Below are 20,260 nucleotides of genomic sequence, written 5' to 3' on the forward strand. Positions count from 1 at the left end.
GCTGCACCTGCGAAATCGCGCTAGGACACCGCCTGTCTTTTCTGCGGCTCATCGGAAGGATGGCACGTCATGGCGCGCAACAAGATCGCCCTCATCGGCGCGGGGCAGATCGGCGGCACCCTCGCCCTGCTCGCCGGGCTCAAGGAGCTCGGTGACATCACCCTGTTCGACGTGGTCGACGGTGTGCCCCAGGGCAAGGCGCTTGATATCGCCGAGGCCTCGCCGGTCGAGGGCTTCGACGCCGTGCTGAAGGGCGGCAGCGACTATTCCGCGATCGCGGGCGCCGACGTCGTCATCGTCACCGCCGGCGTGCCGCGCAAGCCGGGCATGAGCCGCGACGACCTGATCGGCACCAACACCAAGGTGATGCAGGCGGTCGGCGCCGGCATCAAGCAATACGCCCCGGACGCCTTCGTCATCTGCATCACCAACCCGCTGGACGCCATGGTCGGCGTGCTGCGCGAGGCCTGCGGCCTGAAGCCGGAGAAGGTGGTCGGCATGGCCGGCGTGCTCGACTCCGCGCGGTTCCGCTACTTCCTGGCCGAGGAGTTCAAGGTCTCGGTCGAGGACGTCACCGCCTTCGTTCTGGGCGGCCATGGCGACAGCATGGTGCCGCTGGCCCGCTATTCCACCGTCGCCGGCATCCCGCTGCCCGACCTGGTGAAGATGGGCTGGACCACGCAGGAGAAGCTGGACCAGATCATCCAGCGCACCCGCGACGGCGGCGCCGAGATCGTCGGCCTGCTGAAGACCGGCAGCGCCTTCTACGCCCCCGCCTCCTCCGCCATCGCCATGGCCGAGAGCTATCTGCGCGACAAGCGCCGCGTGCTGCCCTGCGCCGCCTACCTGACCGGCCAGTACGGCGTCACCGGCCTGTACATCGGCGTGCCGGTGGTGATCGGCGCCAACGGTGTGGAGCGGATCGTCGAGGTCCAGTTCACCGCCGAGGAGAAGGCCGCCTTCGACACCTCGGTCGCCGCGGTGAAGGGCCTGGTCGAGGCCACGAAGAAGCTGATCGCCGCGGCCTGATCCGCCGCCCACTCTCGATCGCCCGGAGCGGCCGGCGCATTGCCGGCCGTTTGCGTTTCAGCCGGTAAAGGGCAGCGTATACCGGCCGCCGCCATCGGCCCGGCGGCCCGTCACCGCATCGCTGGCCGTGCCCTTCAGCACCTGGACGATGTCCGCCGCCACGCGTGGGATGCGCCGATAATACTGGTGGGTGTCGAGATCGGCCTGGTCCACCGGCACCACCGGCGAGCAGTTCACCACCGCGACATTCGCGGCCAGCCCGGCCGGCAGCGACGGCCCCTGGCGGCCCAGCCGCAAGGGATTGGCCATCACGGACCAGCTGAACCAGAGCGGCACGTCCTGCTGGTTGAGATAGACCGTGACCCGGTCGGTGAGGCCGCAGAGCCGCTGCAGCTTTCCCGCGTCGGTCAGGGTGTCGAAGTCCTCGTCCGCCGCGGCCAGGATGGTCTCATCGGCCAGCCGCGTTGCCGGGAGGATCTGGCCCCGCTGCAGCAGCGATTGCACACCGTTCCGCAGGGCCCAGTTCCCCATGCTGTGGGCAAGGAGGATACGGCGCGGCTGCGATGGCAGCGTGGGGCCGAAGTTCGACCAGCGGATCAGCGCGTCGCCGCAGGCGATGCCCGAGCGCTGCGCCGCATCTCGATCGGCGCGATAGGCGGATTTGCCCTCGCCGACCAGGGACCCGAAATCGATGACCTTGCCCAGGGATGGCCAGCAGAACACGAAGGGGCAGAGCGGGCCGGAGCCTTGCGCCTGGTAGAAGCCGGTCAGCTGCGCCGCGCGCGCCAGCGCGTTGCGGAAGGTGTTGGCGAAACCGTGGACGAAGAACATCAGATCCGCCGGCTCGGCCTGGATCTGCTGCCGCAGCGTGTCGAAAGTGGCGGTGACGCCGTGGCGCCCGGCCCCGGCATCGTCCGATTCGCGCGGCACGTTCAACCCGGTGGCGTTCCCGTTCGAATCGACATCCGCCCAGCCGAACCAGATTTCGTCCGCCGCGATGCTGGACAGTTCGGCGGTGAAATCCGTCGGGTTGGATCGCGGGCTGGGCGCCCGGTTGGTCGCGAAATAAACGCGGGTCATGGTCAAATCCCCTTTGACTATGGGCCGCGTCGCGCCGCCGGGGCGGAGCCGCGCGGATCGGCGATGATACCACCACTCGCGCGGCTCGGTCGCCGTGAGCCGTCTCACGGCGCCCACCGGTTCACCCTTCCGATTTCCGCCGCAATCGCACGGCAGCCTGCGGGCCGGCCAGGGGCTGCGGCGCCCCCTCGCCTTGGCCTGCCCGGATGACTACAGTGCCCGCCGATCGAGACTGGAGGACTGACCGATGACCCGCCTGATCCTGGCCGCCGCGGCCGCCACCCTGCTGCTGGCCTCCTGCGGCAGCGACACCATTCCGATCGACAAGTCGCAGCAGGCCGAGCCTTCGCCGCCGGCGGTTCCGGCCGAGCCGATCGAGCGCCAGCCGCTGTCGGCCCCGCCGGCATCGCTGACCGGCGCGCCCGACCCGTCGCAGACGACGCCGCAGACCCCGCCGAAGTAGGGCCTTACGCGACCGGCAGGTTGTCGAGCAGCCGCGTGGCGCCGAGCCGGACCGCGGCGATCAGGCGCCGCGGCCGGCCCGGCACCGGGTCGGCCAGGGTCTCGGCATCGCGCAGCACAAGATAGTCGACCGCATCGAATCCCGCGTCGCGCAGCCGGTCGGGCCCGGCCGCCAGCCGGCCCGGCTCCGCCGCGATCTCGGCCAGGATCCGGTTCAGCCGCCGGGCCACCGCCAGCTGCGCCTCGGTGAGGAAGGCGTTGCGCGACGACAGGGCGAGGCCGTCGCCATCGCGCACCGTCGGCACGGCCAAGATGGCGCAGGGCAGGTCGAGGTCGCGCACCAGCCGGCGCACCAGCAGCAGCTGCTGGTAGTCCTTCTCCCCGAAGGCGGCAATGTCGGCCCCGGCCTGGATCAAGAGCTTCGCCACCACCGTCGCCACCCCGGCGAAATGGCCGGGTCGGATCGCGGCCTCGAGATCGGCCACGATCGGCCCGCCCGGCACGATCGAGAAGGCGAAGCCGGGCGGATAGATCTCCTCCACCGTCGGCAGGTAAGCCAGATCGGCGCCGATGCCGGCCAGCTTGGCCAGATCCTCGGCCTCGCGCCGGGGATAGCGGCTGAAATCCTCCTTCGGCCCGAACTGGGCCGGGTTGACGAAGATGCTGAACAGGATCCGGTCGGCCCCCGCCCGCCGCGCCGCCTCGGCCAGGGTGAGGTGGCCCTGGTGCAGCGCGCCCATGGTCGGGACCAGGCCGATCCGGGCGCCGTCGCGGCGCCAGCCGGCCACCACGGTGCGCAGTTCGGCCGCCGTCCGGGCGACCAGCGGAAGGGCGGGCGCCGCAGGGCTCATGACGGCTTCTTCTCGGCAAAGACGTGTTCGGGGCCGGGGAAGCGCCGGGCCTTCACATCCGCGGCGAAGGCCGACGCCGCCTCGGTGATGGCGCCGGCGAGGTCGGCGTAGCGGCGGACGAAGCGCGGCGTGCCGGCCCCGGTCAGCCCCAGCAGGTCGTCCACCACCAGCACCTGGCCGTCACAATCGACCGAGGCGCCGATGCCGATGGTCGGCACCGCCACCTCTTCCGTGATCCGGCGGGCCAGCGGCTCGACCGTGCCTTCGATCACCAGGGAGAAGGCGCCGGCCTCGACCATGGCCTTCGCTGCCGCCAGGATGCGCTCGGCCTCCTCCGGGCTGCGGCCGCGGGCGTTGTAGCCGCCGAGCATGTTGACCGATTGCGGCAGCAGGCCGACATGACCCATCACCGGGATGCCGCGGGCGGTGAGGAAGGCCACCGTCTCCGCCATCTCCGCGCCGCCCTCCAGCTTCACCGCCGAGGCGCCCTCGACCATCAGCCGGTGCGCGGCGGCGAAGGCGTCGCGCGGAGACGCCTGGTAGCTGCCGAAGGGCAGGTCGGTCACGATCGCGGCACGGACGGAACCGCGGCGCACCGCGGCGGTGTGCAGGGCCATCATCTCGACCGTGACGCCGACGGTGCTGTCCAGCCCGTGCACCACCATGCCGACGCTGTCGCCGACCAGCAGCACGTCGACATGCGGGTCGAGCAGCCGGGCCACCGGCGTGGTGTAGGCGGTCAACGCGACGATCGGCTCCTGCCCCTTGCGGGCGCGGAGCTGCGGGATCGTGATGCGCCGGATCGCGGCGGAAACGCTCACCTCGGTGCTCTCCCAGTCGAACGGGATCTGTCGTCCCCGGACCGGGATGCTGCAGTGCAAAATCATCCAGCGCAAGCCGGATGTCATGCAGTGAAAAACCGTGGGCGGCCGAGGCCGCCCACGGTCAGGTCATGGGCCGGACGTCAGGCCGCGGCGGCCTGGGCGCTGGCCGCGTCCGGCTTCGGCGCCGCGGCGAAGCCGACCGCGATCCGGTTCCAGCTGTTGATCGAGCACACCGCGAGGGTCAGGTCGACCAGGTCGCGGTCGCTGAACTCCGCCTTCACCGCCTCGTAGATCGCGTCCGGCACCTGCCGGGTGTCGGCGATGCGGGTCAGCGCCTCGGCCCAGGCCAGCGCCGCCTGCTCGCGGGCGCTGAACAGGCCATGCGCTTCGCGCCAGCCGGCGACGCAGTCCAGCCGCTGCTGGCCCTCGCCGTCCTCGCGCAACGCCTTGGAGTGCATGTCGAGGCAGTAGGCGCAGCCGTTGATCTGCGACACCCGCAGGAAGATCAGCTCCTGCAGGGTCTTCGGCAGGTTGGAGCTTTCGAGATAGGCGTGCACGCCCAGCTGGGCCTGCAGGGCACCCGGCGCGGCGGCGGCATAGTTGAGACGCTTGGACATTTCGGAACGGCTCCCGTTTCGGATCGGAGCCGCCGCTCCCCATGGAAACGGCGGCCTCGATCATAAGACGAGATGGTGCTCGCGGATGTGACAGGGGCGGGAGAAGAAGGTTCCGATCCTCCCCTATGCCGCCTCCTGGCCGTCGATCAGGCCCATCGCCTGGTGCTCGAACAAGGCGCGGTAGTGGCCGCCCTCACGCTTCACCAGCTCGGCATGGGTGCCCTGCTCGACGATGCGGCCGCGGTCGAACACCAGGATGCGGTCGACCTTCTGCACCGTCGATAGCCGGTGGGCGACGATGATCGTGGTGCGCCCGACGATCAGCTTCTCCACCGCCGCCTGGATCAGCGATTCCGACACGCTGTCCAGGCTGGACGTCGCCTCGTCCAGGATCAGGACCGGCGCGTCGGCCAGGATGGCGCGGGCCAGGGCCACGCGCTGCCGCTCGCCGCCCGACAGCTTCACCCCGCGCTCGCCGACCGGCGTCTGGTAGCCCTGCGGCAGGCGCTCGATGAAGTCGTGGGCATAGGCCTGCTTCGCCGCATCGATGATCTGCTCCAGCGTCGCCTCGGGCCGGCCATAGGCGATGTTCTCCGCCAGCGAGCGGTGGAACAGGATCGGCTCCTGCGGCACCAGCGCGATCTGGCGGCGCAGGCTCTCCTGCGTCACCGCGGCGATGTCCTGGCCGTCGATCCGGATGGCGCCGCCATCGATGTCGTACAGCCGCTGCACCAGCTTGACGAAGGTGCTCTTGCCGCTGCCGGAATGGCCGACCAGGCCGATCTTCTCGCCCGGGGCAATGGCCAGCGAGAAGTCGTCATAGATCGGGTCCCGCTGCCCCTGGTAGCGGAAGGTCACGGCGTCGAGGTCGATGCGCCCGGCTGCGACGGCGATCTCCGGCGCGCCCGGGCGGTCCTCGACCCCGAGCGGCTGGTCCATGAAGTCGACCAGCTCCTCCATGTCGTTGACCGCACGCTGCAGGTTGCGGACATGCATGCCGACGCCGCGGAGATAGCCGTGGATCAGGGCGTAGGTGCCCAGCACATAGGTGATGTCGCCCGGCGTCGCCTGGCCGCGGCTCCACAGCCACAGGGCGATGCCCAGCACCATGCCGTTCAGCGCCACCATCAGCAGGTTCTGGGTGGTGCCGGAATTGGTGCCGCGGTGCCAGGTGCGGATGGTGCGGCTGCGCCAGATCTCGACCGTGCGAGCGATGAAGGCGTCCTCGCGCCGCTCGGCGCCGAAGGTCTTCACCACAGCGTTGCAGCCGATCGAATCGGCCAGGTTGCCGCCCAGCTTCGAATCCATCTCATTGGCCAGCCGCGCCGCCGGGGCGACGTAGCGCAGCACCAGGATCAGGCTGAGCAGCAGGAACAGGGCGACGCCGAACGCCACCGCCACCCCCATGATCGGCCAGCGCGCCGCCAGCAGCGCGGTGGCGCCGAGCAGAACCAGCACCGAGGGCAGCAGCTCGACCAGGATGACGTCGTTGAGCAGGTCCATTGCCCAGGTGCCGCGGTTGATCTTGCGCACCGTGGCGCCGGCGAAGCTGTTGGCGTGCCAGTCGGTCGAGAAGCGCTGGACCCGCCAGAACGCCTCCTGCGTCATCGCCTGCATGATCCGGGTGGTCAGCCGGATGATGGCGCGGAACACGGTGTCGCGCAGCGCGACATAGACGATGCCGAGCCCGACGATGGTCAGCAGCGCCGTCAGCGCCGCGTCGAAGCCGCCGCCGCCCGCCGCGATGGCGTCGACCATGCGGCCGGCGAAGATCGGCAGCACCACGTCGATCGCGGTCGAGGAGACCACGGCGCCGATGGCGACCGTCACCGCCAGCGGATGGCGGCGCCAATGGGCAAAGGTGAAGCGCAGCACGCGCGCGAGGGGATTCTGGGTGTTCTGGTCTACGGCCACGGTCGTTCCGACACCGCCAAAGCGGCATCCTCCCGGCTGAATCGTTCTGGCGAATCGACAACGGCGCGAACCGGCATCGACGGCGATCTGGAGGGGTTTCGGGACGGGACGCCGGTTTCGGAAGTCGTCGGGCGTCCTCGGCGTGGATCCGGCGGCCCCCGGGGCCAAACCTGCCGGGAGCGCGGGGCGGGACCTACCTAGTGACGGAGGTCCGGGGAGCTGGCGAAGCGTGTTGGTGTCACTGCAACTCCCCCTTTGTCGTTTCGTGAACGCCGATCGACCCGCCGCACGGGACGGGAGGATCTTGATACCAGCGACAGATTGTTTCGGCAAGCCGGCATGGGAAGAATGTCGGGACGGGCCGGATCGCGGGCATGAAAAAGGGGCCGGGCGTCGCCGCCCGGCCCCTCGGGATCCGGCTGCCGCGATCAGCGCTGCAGCATCGGGCCCTTGTACAGCGGGCCGCGCTTGGCCGAGGCGGCGCGCTTGGCGGCCGAGGCCGCGAACTCCGCGGTGTCGGCCACCGGGTCGCGCCGCATCGCGAAGGTGATCACCGAGTTCGCCACCGCGTCCGAGAACTGGTCCAGCGCCGTGTTGCTGATGTTGGCGATGCCGTCGCAGGGCTGGTGGTAGCAGGCATCGTAGGGCTGGCCGGCGGTGCCGCCATAGATCCGCGCCTCGGCCTCGGACTTGACGTTCTCGGCGCCGCTGAAAAGGCCGCCGGCCGGGATGCCGTTCTCGATGAACGGGCCGTAGTCGGACCGGCCGTCGAAGGCGGTGGGGGCGGTGGCCAGGTTCTTCCGGGCGAAATGGGCCAGGAACACGTTCTCGATCAGGCCCGAGCCGTTCGGCCCGGCATCCGGCGTGTCGGAGCCGTTGCCGTCATAGACGAAGCGGACGTAGTTGGGCGACGCCAGCATGTCGAAGTTCAGGTTCAGCAGGATCTTCGCCTTCTCGGCGGCGCTGAGCGACGCGACGTAGTGGGTCGAGCCGAGCAGCCCCAGCTCCTCGCCGCCCCAGAAGGCGAAGCGCACCTTGTTGCGCAGCAGCAGCTGGCGGCGGCCCACCTGCTCGGCGACCTCGAGATTGGTCGCGGTGCCGCTGCCATTGTCGTTGATGCCCGGGCCGACCTGCACCGAATCGAGATGCGCCCCGACCGTGACGACCTTGTTCGGGTTGCCGAACCAGGTGTCGGCGATCACGTTCCAGTTCGTCCGCCGCTCGTTGACCGCCTGGACCTTGATGCGGACGGTGACCGGGCCGGACTGGGCCTGGGTGTACAGCTCGTTGCCGACCTCGAAGGTGGTGAACACCCCCGGATACGGCCGCGGCCCGCCGAGGCCGACGCCCTCGACCACCTCGGTGCGGCCCGGCTGGCCCTCATTCATGATGATGACGCCGATGGCGCCCGCCGCCTCCGCCATCTCCGCCTTCTGGGCGAAGGGGCAGGTGCCGCGCTGGATCAGCGCGATGGCCCCGGCCGTCTCCGGCGGATAGTCGGCGGCCTCGCAGCCGCTGGCCGAGCTCGGCGTCGGCGTTGGCGGCAGGACGATGTTGTTGGTCGGCACCACCCGGCCGGTGACCTCACGCGAGGCGGAATAGAGCGTGGTCGCGAAGTCGGCATGGGGTGCGTAGGTGCGCGGCGACGGCGACACCCGCGCCAGCTCCGGCGTCCCGGTCTCCTGAAAGAAGTCGAACGGGAAGGGCTGGACGGTGACCTGGTAGCCGGCGCGCTGCAGCCGCTGCTTCACATAGTCGACCGAGGCCTTGTAGCCCGGCAGTCCGGCGGCGCGGTTGCCGCCATTGGCGGTGGCGATCGCCTGCAGCGCGGTCAGGTGCTGGCGGATGCCGGCGACCGTGACCGCGCGCTGCAGGTCGGCGCTCATCAGCCCGGTGATCAGGTCGCCGATCGGATTGCTGCTTTGGGCGGATGCCGTGGCGGCCAGGGCCGAAGACGCAGGAATCGCGATGGCGGTCGCCAGCAGGGCGGCCGCCAGACAGCGGATTTTCACGATGGTCCCCCTTCAATTCGTTGCGGAGGGGCTTGTGCCGCCCGAGTCGCATCGAATGGCCCCGCTTGGCCAGCCCCCTCTTGACTGCACTGTCCGGCACCGCTGCGAGAGACGTCAAATGATTTGTTGAATTTCGTTTTGGGAAATCTTTGAGAAAATTTTATCTGATCTCAATTTATGCTTTAAGAACCTTGGATTCTCAAAATTACCCTTTCCAATTGCCGGACAATATCCGGTTTTCTCTTGGCGAGACTGAGACAAAGAAAAGGGCCGGACGCAAGCGTCCGGCCCCCTTCATGGTCTGGCTTGCAGCTCAGCGGATGAGCAGCGGGCCCTTATAGAGCGCACCGCGCGTCGCGGCGCGGGTCGCGGCACGCTTGGCGGCCGAGGCCACCAGGCCGGCGGTGTCGACGACCGGCTGGCTGCGCTGGGCGAAGACGACGACCGAGTTCGCCACCGAATCCGAGAACTGGTCGAGCACGGTGTTGTTGATGTTGGCGATGGTGTCGCAGGCCTGGTGATAGCAGGCGTCGTAGGGCTGGCCGGCGGTGCCGCCGTAGATCCGCGCCTCGGCCTCGGTCTTGATCCCCTCGGCGCCGGTGAAGATGCCGCCGGCCGGGATGCCGGCGTCGGTGAAGGCGACGTAGTCGGACCGCCCGTCGAAGGCGGTCGGGCTGGTCGCCAGGTTGCGCTTGGCGAAGAACGCCAGGAACACGTTCTCGACCACGCCGGAGCCGTTCGGGCCCGCCGCGTCCGGGAAGGTCGACCCGTTGCCGTCATAGACGAAGCGCACGTAGTTGGGCGACGCCAGCATGTCGAAGTCCAGCATCACCTTGACCTTCGCCCGCTCGGCGTCGCTCAGCGTCTCGACATAGTGGAACGCGCCGAGCAGACCGAGTTCCTCCGCGCCGAAGAAGGCGAACCGCACCTTGTAGCGCAGCAGCAGCTGGCGGCGGCCCAGCTGCTCGGCAACCTCGAGGTTGGTCGCGGTGCCGCTGCCGTCGTCGTTGATGCCCGGGCCCGCGGGCACCGAATCATTGTGGGCCCCGACCACCACGACCGTGTCGGGCCGGCCGAAATACGTCTCGGCGATGACGTTCGAGGTCGGACGGTTCTCGGACAGCGTGTTGGTGGTGACATGCACGGTCACCGGGCCGGCCTGGGTCTGGGCATAGAGGTCGGCGCCGACCTGGAAGGTGGCCTTCAGCACCGGAATGTCGATCGGCACATCCATGGCGGCGGTGGGGAACAGGTCGGTCCGGCCGGGCTGGCCTTCGTTGAAGATGACCACGGCCCTGGCCCCGGCCGCCTTGGCGTTGGCCGCCTTGGTGCTGAAGTCGCAGGTGCCGCGCTGGACCAGCGCGATCTGGCCGGACACCGCGGCCGGGAAGTCCGCGGCCTCGCAGCCGCTGCTCGAATTCGGCGCCGGGGCCGGCGGGATTTCGATGTCGTTGGTCGGCACCAGCCGCCCGGTGACGTCGCCCGACCCCGAGAACGGCATCGTGGTGAAGTCGGTCAGGTCGACATAGGTCTTCGGGGTCGGCGCCGTCTCGGCGAAGCTGCCCGGGCCGAGCTCCTTGTAGAACGGGATGTCGAAGTTCTGCACCGTCACCCGGTAGCCGGCGCGCTGCAGCCGCTGCTTGAGGTAGTTGACCGTGGCGACGTTGCCCGGCGTGCCCGCGGCGCGGGTGCCGTCATTGGCGTCGGCGATCCGCTGCAGGGCGTTGAGGTGCTGGCGGATGCCCGGGACGGTGACCGCCCGCTGCAGGTCCAGGCTCATCAGACCGGTGATCAGGTCGCCGAGCGGATTGCCCTGGGCGGAGACGTTGGTGGCCGTGGCGGCCAGGGCAGAAGACGCAGGAATGGCGATGGCGGACGCCAGCAAGGCGGCCGCCAGATGACGCACTTTCACAATGGTCCCCCTTCGTTTCGTTGCGGTGGGGCTTTTGGCCGCCCGGATCGCATCGAATGGCCTCGGTCCAGGCCAGCCCCCACTTGCCGACACTGTCAAACAGCGCAGAGACAAAGGTCAATAGACCAAAGTTGAATTCATTTTATCCATCTTTGAGCAAACTTGACGTCAGATTGATGGATTTTGCCCTTCTCTTGTCCTAATCTTATACTGCTTACTCAATTGCCAGACAAAACGTCAAACGATCTGTGGAAAGGACTGCATAACCGCGTCCTCACTACCGGCATCTCAGTCGAAATACTGGGCCCAGGTCTCGGCCACGACAGGGTTCGCCAGCATCCGGTCCCAGGCGGTGCCCAGCGGCGGCATCTCCTCGCGGAAGTCGTACCAAGTCAGCAGCATCAGCAGGTACAGGTCGGCCGCCGTCATCTGGTCGCCCAGCAACAGCGGGCCGGGATCGAGCGCGTCGGCGATCAGCGCCCAGCAGCGGTCCACGGCGCGGTCCGCCACCTCCTTCACCCCCGGCGCGCCGGCGGGGTCGGTGGTGTAGCGCTCGGGGTGGAACTGCCGCAGGGCGGCGCCATACAGGTTCACCGCCATGAACAGCAGCCAACGGTCGAACCGGGCGCGGTCGGCGCTGCCGGGCGGCGGCGCCAGCCCGGCCTGGGGATGGGCGTCGACCAGATGCAGCAGCATCGCCGCCGATTCGGTCAGCACCGTGCCGTCGGGCAGCACCAGGGTCGGCACCTCGCCCATCGGGTTCAGCCGGAGATAGTCGGGCCGGCGGTGCTCGCCCTGGAGATGGTCGATCCGGATCCGTTCGCAGGGCACGCCGGCCAGGCGCAGCACCACATCGGGCGCGAAGGCGCCGGTGTCCTTGTTCCAGTACAACCTGTACATCGCCGACATCCTCGCCCCAGGGGACCACCGCGGAGCATTGTATCACCGCGGCGGGACGATGGCCGGGATCAGCGAGCCCGTCGCCCGCGGTTTTGCTGCATTGCGGCGACTCGGTTGCCCGCTGCGATTCAGGTGCTATTGTGCCGCCCGTTTCGCGGGCGGCCTCAGGCGCCGCGCTCTCACCCAGGACGGACGGTCCATGAACATCCACGAATATCAGGCGAAGGCGCTGTTGGGACGGTACGGTGTCCCGGTGCCGCGCGGCGGGGTGGCGTACACGCCGGAGGAGGCGGTTCGCGTGGCGGAGGGTCTCGGCGGCGGTGTGTTCGTCGTGAAGTCCCAGATCCATGCGGGCGGCCGCGGCAAGGGCCACTTCAAGGAGGATCCGGCGGGCAAGGGCGGCGTCCGGGTGGTGAAGTCGGTCGAGGCGGTGAAGGCCGAGGCCGAGGCGATGCTGGGCCGGACGCTGGTGACGGTGCAGACCGGGCCTGCGGGCAAGGAAGTCGGGCGGGTCTATGTCGAGGAAGGCTGCGACATCGCCCGTGAGCTGTACCTGTCGCTGCTGGTCGACCGCAAGAGCGGCCGGGTGACGGCGATCGCGTCGACCGAGGGCGGCATGGCGATCGAGGAGGTGGCGGAAGCCACGCCGGAGAAGATCCTGACCATCGCGATCGACCCGGCGACGGGGCTGTCGGACTTCCACGCCCGCAAGGTGGCCTTCGGGCTGGGCCTGGAGGGCAAGCAGGTCGGCGCCGCGGTCGGCTTCCTGAAGAGCCTGTACAAGGCCTTCACCGAGCTCGACGCCGCGCTGTTGGAGATCAACCCGCTGGTGGTGACCGGGGCCGGGCAGATCATCGCGCTCGACGCCAAGATGGGCTTCGACGACAACGCGCTGTTCCGCCACCAGGAGATCGAGGAGCTGCGCGACGAGAGCGAGCAGGACCCGACCGAGACGGCGGCGGAGAAGGCGTCGCTGAACTACGTCAAGCTGGACGGCAACATCGGCTGCATGGTCAACGGCGCCGGGCTGGCGATGGCGACCATGGACATCATCAAGCTGGAAGGCGGCGAGCCGGCCAACTTCCTGGATGTCGGCGGCGGCGCCACGCGGGAGCGGGTGACCACGGCGTTCAAGCTGATCCTGTCGGACCCGAATGTCGAAGGCATCCTGGTCAACATCTTCGGCGGCATCATGCGCTGCGACGTGATCGCCGAGGGCGTGGTAGAAGCCGCGCGCGAGGTGGCGCTGCACGTGCCGCTGGTGGTGCGCCTCGAGGGCACCAATGTCGAGCGCGGCAAGCAGATCCTGGCCGAGAGCGGGCTGCCGATCCTGTCGGCCGACGACCTCGGCGACGCCGCGACCAAGATCGTCCGTGCCGTGAAGGAGGCCGCATAATGGCCGTGCTCGTCGACAAGACCACCAAGGTGCTGTGCCAGGGCTTCACCGGGGCCCAGGGGACGTTCCATTCCGAGCAGGCGATCGCCTACGGCACCCGCATGGTCGGCGGCGTGACGCCGGGCAAGGGCGGCACCAGGCACCTGGACCTGCCGGTGTTCGACACCGTGGCCCAGGCGGTGGACCAGACCGGGGCCAACGCCAGCGTGATCTACGTGCCGCCACCGTTCGCGGCGGATGCGATCCTGGAGGCGATCGACGCCGAGATCCCGCTGGTGGTGTGCATCACCGAGGGCATTCCGGTGCTGGACATGGTGAAGGTGAAGCGGGCGCTGGCCGGGTCGGGCACGCGGCTGATCGGGCCGAACTGCCCGGGGGTGATCACGCCGGGTGAATGCAAGATCGGCATCATGCCCGGCCACATCCACCGTCGCGGCAAGATCGGCATCGTCAGCCGGTCGGGCACGCTGACCTATGAGGCGGTGGCGCAGACCACGGCGGCTGGGCTGGGCCAGACCACCTGCATCGGCATCGGCGGCGACCCGGTGAACGGGACCAGCTTCGTCGATGCGCTGGAGCTGTTCCTGGGCGACCCGGAGACCGAGGGCATCATCATGATCGGCGAGATCGGCGGCGACGCCGAGGTGATGGGCGCCGAGTTCCTGAAGGCCAGCGGCACCAAGAAGCCCGTCGTGGGCTTCATCGCCGGGCGCACCGCGCCGCCGGGCCGCCGCATGGGCCATGCCGGGGCCGTGATCTCCGGCGGCCACGACACCGCCGACCACAAGATCGAGGCCCTCAAGGCCGCCGGCATCGCCGTCGCCGCCTCCCCCGCCGATCTCGGACGCACCATGCTCGCGGCGATGAAGGGCTGATCGGCCCGTCACCGCACCACACCAGCCCCCGACCGGCGTGCCGGTCGGGGGCTTTTTCTTGGCCGGACGGGATCGCCGCGCCACCGGAGAGCGGCGGGCCACCTGGCGTCGGCGCGATCGAATCCGCCAGCCGCACCGCCGATCCGGACCGATTCGACCTTTCTGTTCCCGACACCATGTCGCGTTTGCGTTCTTTGCGTGGGTGATCTGTCGTAATGACGCCGGAAATTGCTCGTTCCGCGCCCGACATATCTTTCATCGCCAACACTTTCGGCGTAGGTTGCGCGCCACTTGGACCCGTCCCGCAAGGGACCGCCCGGTCGCGGCGTCAACGCGACAGCCGACCGCCAGGGAAACGGCCGGACACCGGCCGTTGAGAATGATGGGTAGCCCGTCGGAACAAAGTTCCTTCCTTTTCGCCCCGAACGCAGAATTCATCGCCGAGCTGCATGACCGGTACAGGGCCGATCCGGCCTCGGTCGACGGCAGCTGGCGTGCGTTCTTCGACGGCCTCGACGAAGCCGCGCCGGAGACCGAGGCCGGACCGTCCTGGGGCCCGCGCAACGGCGCGATCTCGGCGGTCAGGCTGAACGGCCTGGGCGAGGCCTTCGGGCTGGAGGCGCCGACCGAGGCGCCCGCCAAGGGCCAGAAGCCGGGCAAGGCCCCGGCGACGGCCGCACCGGTCGGGGCCGATGCCGATGCGGTCCGGCGCGCCGCGCATGACACGCTGCGGGCGATGCAGCTGATCCGCGCCTACCGGGTCCGCGGCCACCTGCTGGCCGATCTCGACCCGCTGGGCCTGACCGAGCACAAGTCGCACCCCGACCTCGATCCCGCGACCTACGGCTTCACCGAAACCGATTTGGAGCGGCCGATCTATGTCGCCGGCCAGCTCGGCCTCGACACCCCGACGCTGCGCCAGATCGTGACCCGGCTGCGCGCCACCTATTGCGGCCATATCGGCGTCGAATACATGCACATCCAGGACCCGGCGGTCCGCGCCTGGATCCAGGAACGCATCGAGACGATCGAGAACCGCACCGAATTCACCCCACAGGGCAAGCGCGCCATCTATGAGCGCCTGACCGCGGCCGAGACCTTCGAGCGCTTCCTCAACGTCAAGTACACCGGCACCAAGCGCTTCGGCCTGGACGGCGGCGAGGCGATGATCCCGGCACTGGAGCAGGTGCTGAAGCGCGGCGGCCAGCTGGGCCTCGAGGACGTCGTGTTCGGCATGGCCCATCGCGGCCGGCTGAACACCCTGACCAACGTCATCGGCAAGCCGTTCACCGCGATCTTCTCGGAGTTCCAGGGCAACCCGGCCAACCCCGAGGACGTGCAGGGGTCGGCCGACGTCAAATACCATCTGGGCACCTCGTCCGACCGCGAGTTCGACGACAAGGTCATCCACCTCTCGCTGACCGCCAACCCGTCGCATCTCGAATGCGTCAACCCGGTGGTGGTGGGCAAGGTCCGCGCCAAGCAGACCCAGCGCCGCGACGAGGACCGCAGCCGGGTGCTGCCGCTGCTGATCCACGGCGACGCCGCCTTCGCCGGCCAGGGCGTGGTGGCCGAGACGCTGATGATGTCCGACCTCAAGGGCTACCGCGTCGGCGGCACCGTCCATTTCGTCATCAACAACCAGATCGGCTTCACCACCGCGCCGGTCTATTCCCGCTCGGGCCCCTACTGCACCGATGTGGCGCGGACGGTCCAGGCGCCGATCTTCCACGTCAACGGCGACGATCCGGAGGCGGTGGTCCACGCCTCGCGCATCGCCATCGAGTTCCGCCAGGAATTCGGCCATGACGTGGTGGTGGACATGTTCTGCTACCGCCGCTTCGGCCACAACGAGGGCGACGAGCCGGCCTTCACCCAGCCGCTGATGTACAAGACCATCGCCCAGCACGCCTCGGTGCGCGAGCTGTACGCCAAGCAGCTGGTCGAGGAAGGCCTGCTGAAGGCCGAGGAGGCCGAGGGCATCGTCCGCGACTTCCAGAAGCATCTGGAGGACGCGTTCCAGGCCGCCACCTCGTACAAGCCGAACAAGGCGGACTGGCTGGGCGGCGCCTGGTCGGGCTTCACCATCGCCGCCGGCGACGAGCGGCGCGGCGCCACCGCGGCGCCCGACGCGCTGCTGCGCGAGGTCGGCCGCGCCATCAGCAGCGTACCGGACAGCGTCAAGGTCAACCCCAAGGTCGCGCGCCAGCTCAAGGCCAAGGCGCAGATGATCGAGACCGGCCGCGACATCGACTGGGCGACGGCCGAGGCCCTGGCCTTCGGCACGCTGGTGGCCGAGGGCATCCCGGTGCGGCTGTCCGGCCAGGATTCCGGCCGCGGCACCTTCAGCCAGCGCCATTCGGTGCTGGTCGACCAGGAGACCGAGGAGCGCTACGTCCCGCTGAACCATGTCCGCGAGGGTCAGGCGACCTTCGAGGTGCATGACAGCCCGCTGTCGGAATTCGCGGTGCTGGGCTTCGAGTACGGCTATTCCCTGGCCGAGCCGCGGGCCTTGACCCTGTGGGAGGCGCAGTTCGGCGACTTCGCCAACGGTGCCCAGACCATCATCGACCAGTTCATCTCCTCCGGCGAGCAGAAGTGGCTGCGCATGTCCGGCCTGGTGATGCTGCTGCCGCATGGCTATGAGGGCCAGGGGCCGGAGCATTCCTCGGCCCGCATCGAGCGCTACCTGCAGCAATCGGCCGAGGACAACTGGCAGGTGGTCAACCTGACCACCCCGGCCAACTACTTCCACGCGCTGCGCCGCCAGATCCACCGCGACTTCCGCAAGCCGCTGGTGGTGTTCACGCCGAAGTCGCTGCTGCGCCACAAGGAATGCGTCTCGACCCTGGCCGATTTCGGCGTCGGCTCGGCCTTCCACCGCGTGCTGCCGGAGACGGCGGAGCTGGTGGCCGGCGGCGAGGTCAAGCGCGTCGTGATCTGCTCCGGCAAGGTCTATTACGACCTGAAGAAGGAGCGCGACGAGCGCGGGCTGAAGGACGTCGCCATCATCCGCCTGGAGCAGCTGTTCCCATTCCCGCGCAAGACGCTGGGCGCGGAGCTGGCGAAGTATCCGAAGGCCGAGGTGGTGTGGTGCCAGGAGGAGCCCGAGAACCAGGGCGCCTGGTACTTCGTCGACCGCAAGATCGAAGCCGTGCTGGGCGACATCGGCCGCGCCGGCGCCCGCCCGCGCTACGCCGGCCGGCCGGAGGCCGCGGCCCCGGCCACCGGCCTGCTGCGCCGCCACAACCAGGAACAGGCCAAGCTGGTCGACGAGGCCCTGTCGGTCGGCTGACCCCCGGACTGCCGCCGCCCCGGTCGAAGGAATGGAGACTCTATGAGCGTCGAGATCAAGGTGCCCGCGCTGGGCGAATCGGTGACCGAGGCCACCGTCGCCCGCTGGCTGAAGAAGCCGGGCGAGGCGGTCGCCATGGATGAACCCCTGGTCGAGCTCGAGACCGACAAGGTGACGCTCGAGGTCAACGCCACCGCGGCCGGCGTGCTGGAATCGGTGACGGCCGAGGAAGGCGCCAATGTCGAGGTCGGCGCCCTGCTGGGCAGCATCGGCGAAGGTGCCGGCGCCCCGGCCGCCAAGCCGGCGGCGAAGGCCGAGGCTGCTGCCCCGGCCCCTGCGGCCAAGCCTGCCGCGGCCGCCCCGGCTGCCAAGGTGAATGGTGGCGACGCCCCGATCGTGATGCCGTCGGCGGCCAAGATCATCGCCGAGACCGGCCTCGACGCCGCCGCCATCGCCGGCAGCGGCAAGGGCGGGCGCATCCTGAAGGAGGACGCGCAGAACGCCGCCGCCTCGGGCACCAAGCCGGCGGCCGCGCCTGCGACCGGCAGCACTATCGAGATCCCTGCCTTCACCCGCCCCGACAGCGGCCCGCGGCCGCAGAAGGACCGGGAAGAGCGGGTGCGCATGTCCAAGCTGCGCAAGACCATCGCCTCGCGGCTGAAGCAGGCCCAGAACAACGCCGCCATGCTGACGACCTTCAACGAGGTCGACATGACGGCGCTGATGGCGCTGCGCAACCAGTACAAAGACAGCTTCGAGAAGAAGCACGGCGTGAAGCTGGGCTTCATGTCCTTCTTCCTGAAGGCCTGCATCGTCGCGCTGAAAGAGCTGCCGGCGGTCAACGCCGAGATCGACGGCGACGACCTGGTCTACAAGAACTACTACGACATCGGGGTCGCGGTCGGCACGCCGAACGGGCTGGTGGTGCCGATCGTACGCGACGCCGACGCCCTGTCCTTCGCCGAGGTCGAGAAGACCATCGGCGACCTCGGCCGCAAGGCGCGCGACGGCAAGCTGTCGATCGCCGACATGACCGGCGGCACCTTCACCATCTCCAATGGCGGGGTCTACGGCTCGCTGATGTCGACGCCGATCCTGAACCCGCCGCAATCCGCCATCCTAGGCATGCACAAGATCCAGGAGCGGCCGATGGCGGTGGCCGGCAAGGTCGAGATCCGGCCGATGATGTACCTGGCCCTGTCCTACGACCACCGCATCATCGACGGGCGCGAGGCCGTGACCTTCCTGGTCCGGGCCAAGGAGTGCCTGGAGGATCCCCAGCGCATCCTACTCGACATGTGATCGTCACGAAGGGCACGCTGGGCGTGCCCTTCTTCGTTTCGGAGCCCCGCCTTGGTCCGCGCCGCCGTCCTCGCCCTGCCTGTCCTGCTTGCCGCCACGGCCGCCGCCGGCGCACAGGAGGCCGAGGGCTGGGGCACCAACTACCATCTCGGCACCTTTTACGCCGGCCTGACCAATGCCGGCGGCGCCCATCTCGGCGTCTACTGCGCCGAGATGGTGGGCGTGGCGGGATCGGCGGCCCCCACCGGCCCCTATGTGCTGTTCTCGGTGCCGCGCAAGCTTGCGGTGGCCGGGCCGAAGGCGACCGTCACCTTCCGCGTCAACGACAAGCCGATGCCGGTGCCGATGACGGCCACGGTCGAGGAGGCGTCGACCAGCTTCGACTGGCGCCCGGGCAAGGCCTACACCGCCGACCAGATGAAGGCGCTGGTCGAGGCGCTGCGCCACGGCAAGACGCTGCGCGTCGATCTGGCCGACCCGGCCGTGGCCGAGCCCTTCACCCTCGCCGGTTCCGGCGCCGCACTGAACGGCATCCTCGACTGCGGCAAGGGCTGACGGCCCGCCGTCGTTCTTGACAGCGAAGCGGCTTGCCGGCTAACTAGAACGAACGTTCGATCGAGTACAATTCATGGATGGCGACAGCAAACGCGGCGCGATCCTGAAGGCAACCCTGGAGCTGGTGGCGGAGCGTGGCTTCCACGACACGCCGATGTCCTTGGTGGCCAAGCGGTCGGGCGCCAGTCCGGGGGTGATCTACCACTACTTCACCAGCAAGGACGAGCTGATCCGCGACCTCTACAGCGAGGTCAAGGCGGTGAAGGGGCGGGCCCTGGTGCAGGGCGATTTCGAGGGTCTTTCGCCGAAGGAGACGTTCAAGCGCACCTGGCTGAACGCCTATGCGTTCTACCGCACGCATCGGCAGGAGGCCCAGTTCCTCGACCAGTACGAGAACTCTCCCTATCACCGGCCCGTCGAACTGGCGGCGCTGGCGGCCGAGGACCCGAACTTCGCCTGCCTGGCGCAACGGCTGAGCCTGAGCGACGGCAGCAGCCCGTTCAAGGCCCTGCCGTCGGACATCGTCCAGGACCTGACCTTCGCGGTGGCGGCACGCCTGGCCAAGCGGACGACGGAGACGCCGCTGGACGACGCGGCGCTGGACGACATTGCCGAGGGCTGCTGGCGCGCAGTGGCCCGTTGAGTCGATTTTTTGACCGGAACCAGATCGAACATTCGATCTAGGACAAAGATCCGCCTGATCAGAGCGGACAGGACCAGCCTCGGCGCGGTGCCCGGTTCCTTGCACCGCACACTCAAATTGGGACATCGACCATGGTGAAACTGAACATCAATGGCGCGGACCACGAGCTCGACATCGATCCCCAGATGCCGCTGCTGTGGGCCTTGCGCGACCACCTCACGATGACCGGCACCAAGTTCGGCTGCGGCCAGGCCTTGTGCGGCGCCTGCACCGTGCATCTCGACGGCCAGCCGGTGCGGTCGTGCCAGACCTTCGTCGGCGATGTCGGTGACAGCAAGGTCACCACCATCGAGGGCGTCTCCGGCAAGGTCGCCGAAGCGGTGCGGGCCGCCTGGACCAAGCTGGACGTGGTGCAGTGCGGCTACTGCCAGTCCGGCCAGATCATGTCGGCGATCGGCCTCTTGACCCAGACGCCGAAGCCGACCGATGACGACATCGTCTCGGCGATGGACGGCAACATCTGTCGCTGCGGCACCTATCAGCGCATCCGCGCGGCGATCCACGACGCCGCGTCGACGCTGGCATAGGGAGGA

17 protein-coding genes are annotated in these 20,260 nt (G+C 69.0%); 9 read left to right on the forward strand and 8 right to left on the reverse strand.

The window, feature by feature from the left end:
* The first annotated feature begins 69 nt into the window (after positions 1-69).
* Positions 70-1,029 (forward strand): malate dehydrogenase, encoded by a 960-nt coding sequence (gene mdh, locus E9232_RS23380; protein ID WP_309798046.1) that lies wholly within the window; start codon positions 70-72, stop codon positions 1,027-1,029.
* A 57-nt stretch (positions 1,030-1,086) separates the two neighbouring features.
* Here mdh and E9232_RS23385 read toward each other — a convergent pair whose 3' ends face one another.
* Positions 1,087-2,109, reverse strand: coding sequence for an alpha/beta hydrolase (locus E9232_RS23385; protein WP_309798049.1), 1,023 nt, complete (start codon positions 2,107-2,109; stop codon positions 1,087-1,089).
* A 247-nt stretch (positions 2,110-2,356) separates the two neighbouring features.
* Between E9232_RS23385 and E9232_RS23390 the strand changes: the two genes are divergently transcribed.
* The gene (locus E9232_RS23390) at positions 2,357-2,572 is read left to right on the forward strand and encodes a hypothetical protein (protein WP_309798052.1); all 216 of its coding nucleotides are present in this window, start codon (positions 2,357-2,359) and stop codon (positions 2,570-2,572) included.
* Positions 2,573-2,576: 4 nt separating this feature from the next.
* Here E9232_RS23390 and panC read toward each other — a convergent pair whose 3' ends face one another.
* From panC to E9232_RS23425, 7 genes are all read right to left on the reverse strand, one after another.
* Complete coding sequence (panC, locus tag E9232_RS23395; protein WP_309798053.1) at positions 2,577-3,422, reverse strand: pantoate--beta-alanine ligase; 846 nt, start codon at positions 3,420-3,422, stop codon at positions 2,577-2,579.
* The gene (panB, locus tag E9232_RS23400; RefSeq protein ID WP_309798056.1) at positions 3,419-4,243 is read right to left on the reverse strand and encodes a 3-methyl-2-oxobutanoate hydroxymethyltransferase; all 825 of its coding nucleotides are present in this window, start codon (positions 4,241-4,243) and stop codon (positions 3,419-3,421) included. Before panB ends, panC begins: the two co-directional genes overlap by 4 nt.
* Before the next feature lie 143 nt (positions 4,244-4,386).
* Entirely contained in the window at positions 4,387-4,863 is a 477-nt protein-coding gene (locus E9232_RS23405) for a carboxymuconolactone decarboxylase family protein (RefSeq protein ID WP_309798059.1), read from the reverse strand.
* A gap of 123 nt (positions 4,864-4,986) precedes the next feature.
* A complete protein-coding gene (locus tag E9232_RS23410) occupies positions 4,987-6,777 on the reverse strand; it encodes an ABC transporter ATP-binding protein (RefSeq protein WP_309798061.1) in 1,791 nt (596 codons plus the stop codon).
* A gap of 428 nt (positions 6,778-7,205) precedes the next feature.
* Positions 7,206-8,789, reverse strand: coding sequence for a M28 family metallopeptidase (locus E9232_RS23415; RefSeq protein ID WP_309798063.1), 1,584 nt, complete (start codon positions 8,787-8,789; stop codon positions 7,206-7,208).
* A gap of 313 nt (positions 8,790-9,102) precedes the next feature.
* Positions 9,103-10,701, reverse strand: a complete 1,599-nt coding sequence (locus E9232_RS23420) for a M20/M25/M40 family metallo-hydrolase (RefSeq protein ID WP_309798066.1) — start codon at positions 10,699-10,701, stop codon at positions 9,103-9,105.
* Between the two features lie 288 nt (positions 10,702-10,989).
* A complete protein-coding gene (locus E9232_RS23425) occupies positions 10,990-11,601 on the reverse strand; it encodes a glutathione S-transferase family protein (RefSeq protein WP_309798068.1) in 612 nt (203 codons plus the stop codon).
* Between the two features lie 199 nt (positions 11,602-11,800).
* Here E9232_RS23425 and sucC point away from each other — a divergent pair, with 199 nt between their 5' ends.
* The 7 genes from sucC to E9232_RS23460 all read left to right on the forward strand — a co-directional run bounded on the left by sucC (position 11,801) and on the right by E9232_RS23460 (position 20,254).
* A complete protein-coding gene (sucC, locus tag E9232_RS23430) occupies positions 11,801-12,997 on the forward strand; it encodes an ADP-forming succinate--CoA ligase subunit beta (protein WP_309798069.1) in 1,197 nt (398 codons plus the stop codon).
* Positions 12,997-13,872 carry a succinate--CoA ligase subunit alpha gene (gene sucD / locus E9232_RS23435; RefSeq protein ID WP_309798071.1) on the forward strand — a complete coding sequence of 292 codons (876 nt, stop codon included), beginning with the start codon at positions 12,997-12,999 and terminating at the stop codon, positions 13,870-13,872. Before sucC ends, sucD begins: the two co-directional genes overlap by 1 nt.
* A 382-nt stretch (positions 13,873-14,254) precedes the next feature.
* Complete coding sequence (locus E9232_RS23440; RefSeq protein ID WP_309798270.1) at positions 14,255-17,167, forward strand: 2-oxoglutarate dehydrogenase E1 component; 2,913 nt, start codon at positions 14,255-14,257, stop codon at positions 17,165-17,167.
* Between the two features lie 42 nt (positions 17,168-17,209).
* A complete protein-coding gene (gene odhB, locus E9232_RS23445; RefSeq protein WP_309798073.1) occupies positions 17,210-18,469 on the forward strand; it encodes a 2-oxoglutarate dehydrogenase complex dihydrolipoyllysine-residue succinyltransferase in 1,260 nt (419 codons plus the stop codon).
* 51 nt (positions 18,470-18,520) lie between these two features.
* Positions 18,521-19,024, forward strand: a complete 504-nt coding sequence (locus E9232_RS23450) for a YfjT/YkfB family phage-associated protein (protein ID WP_309798074.1) — start codon at positions 18,521-18,523, stop codon at positions 19,022-19,024.
* Positions 19,025-19,097: 73 nt separating this feature from the next.
* Positions 19,098-19,667, forward strand: coding sequence for a TetR/AcrR family transcriptional regulator (locus E9232_RS23455; protein ID WP_309798076.1), 570 nt, complete (start codon positions 19,098-19,100; stop codon positions 19,665-19,667).
* Between the two features lie 131 nt (positions 19,668-19,798).
* Entirely contained in the window at positions 19,799-20,254 is a 456-nt protein-coding gene (locus tag E9232_RS23460; protein WP_309798078.1) for a (2Fe-2S)-binding protein, read from the forward strand.
* Positions 20,255-20,260: the final 6 nt, after the last annotated feature.

Source organism: Inquilinus ginsengisoli (assembly GCF_031453975.1).
Taxonomy (GTDB): domain Bacteria; phylum Pseudomonadota; class Alphaproteobacteria; order DSM-16000; family Inquilinaceae; genus Inquilinus; species Inquilinus ginsengisoli_A.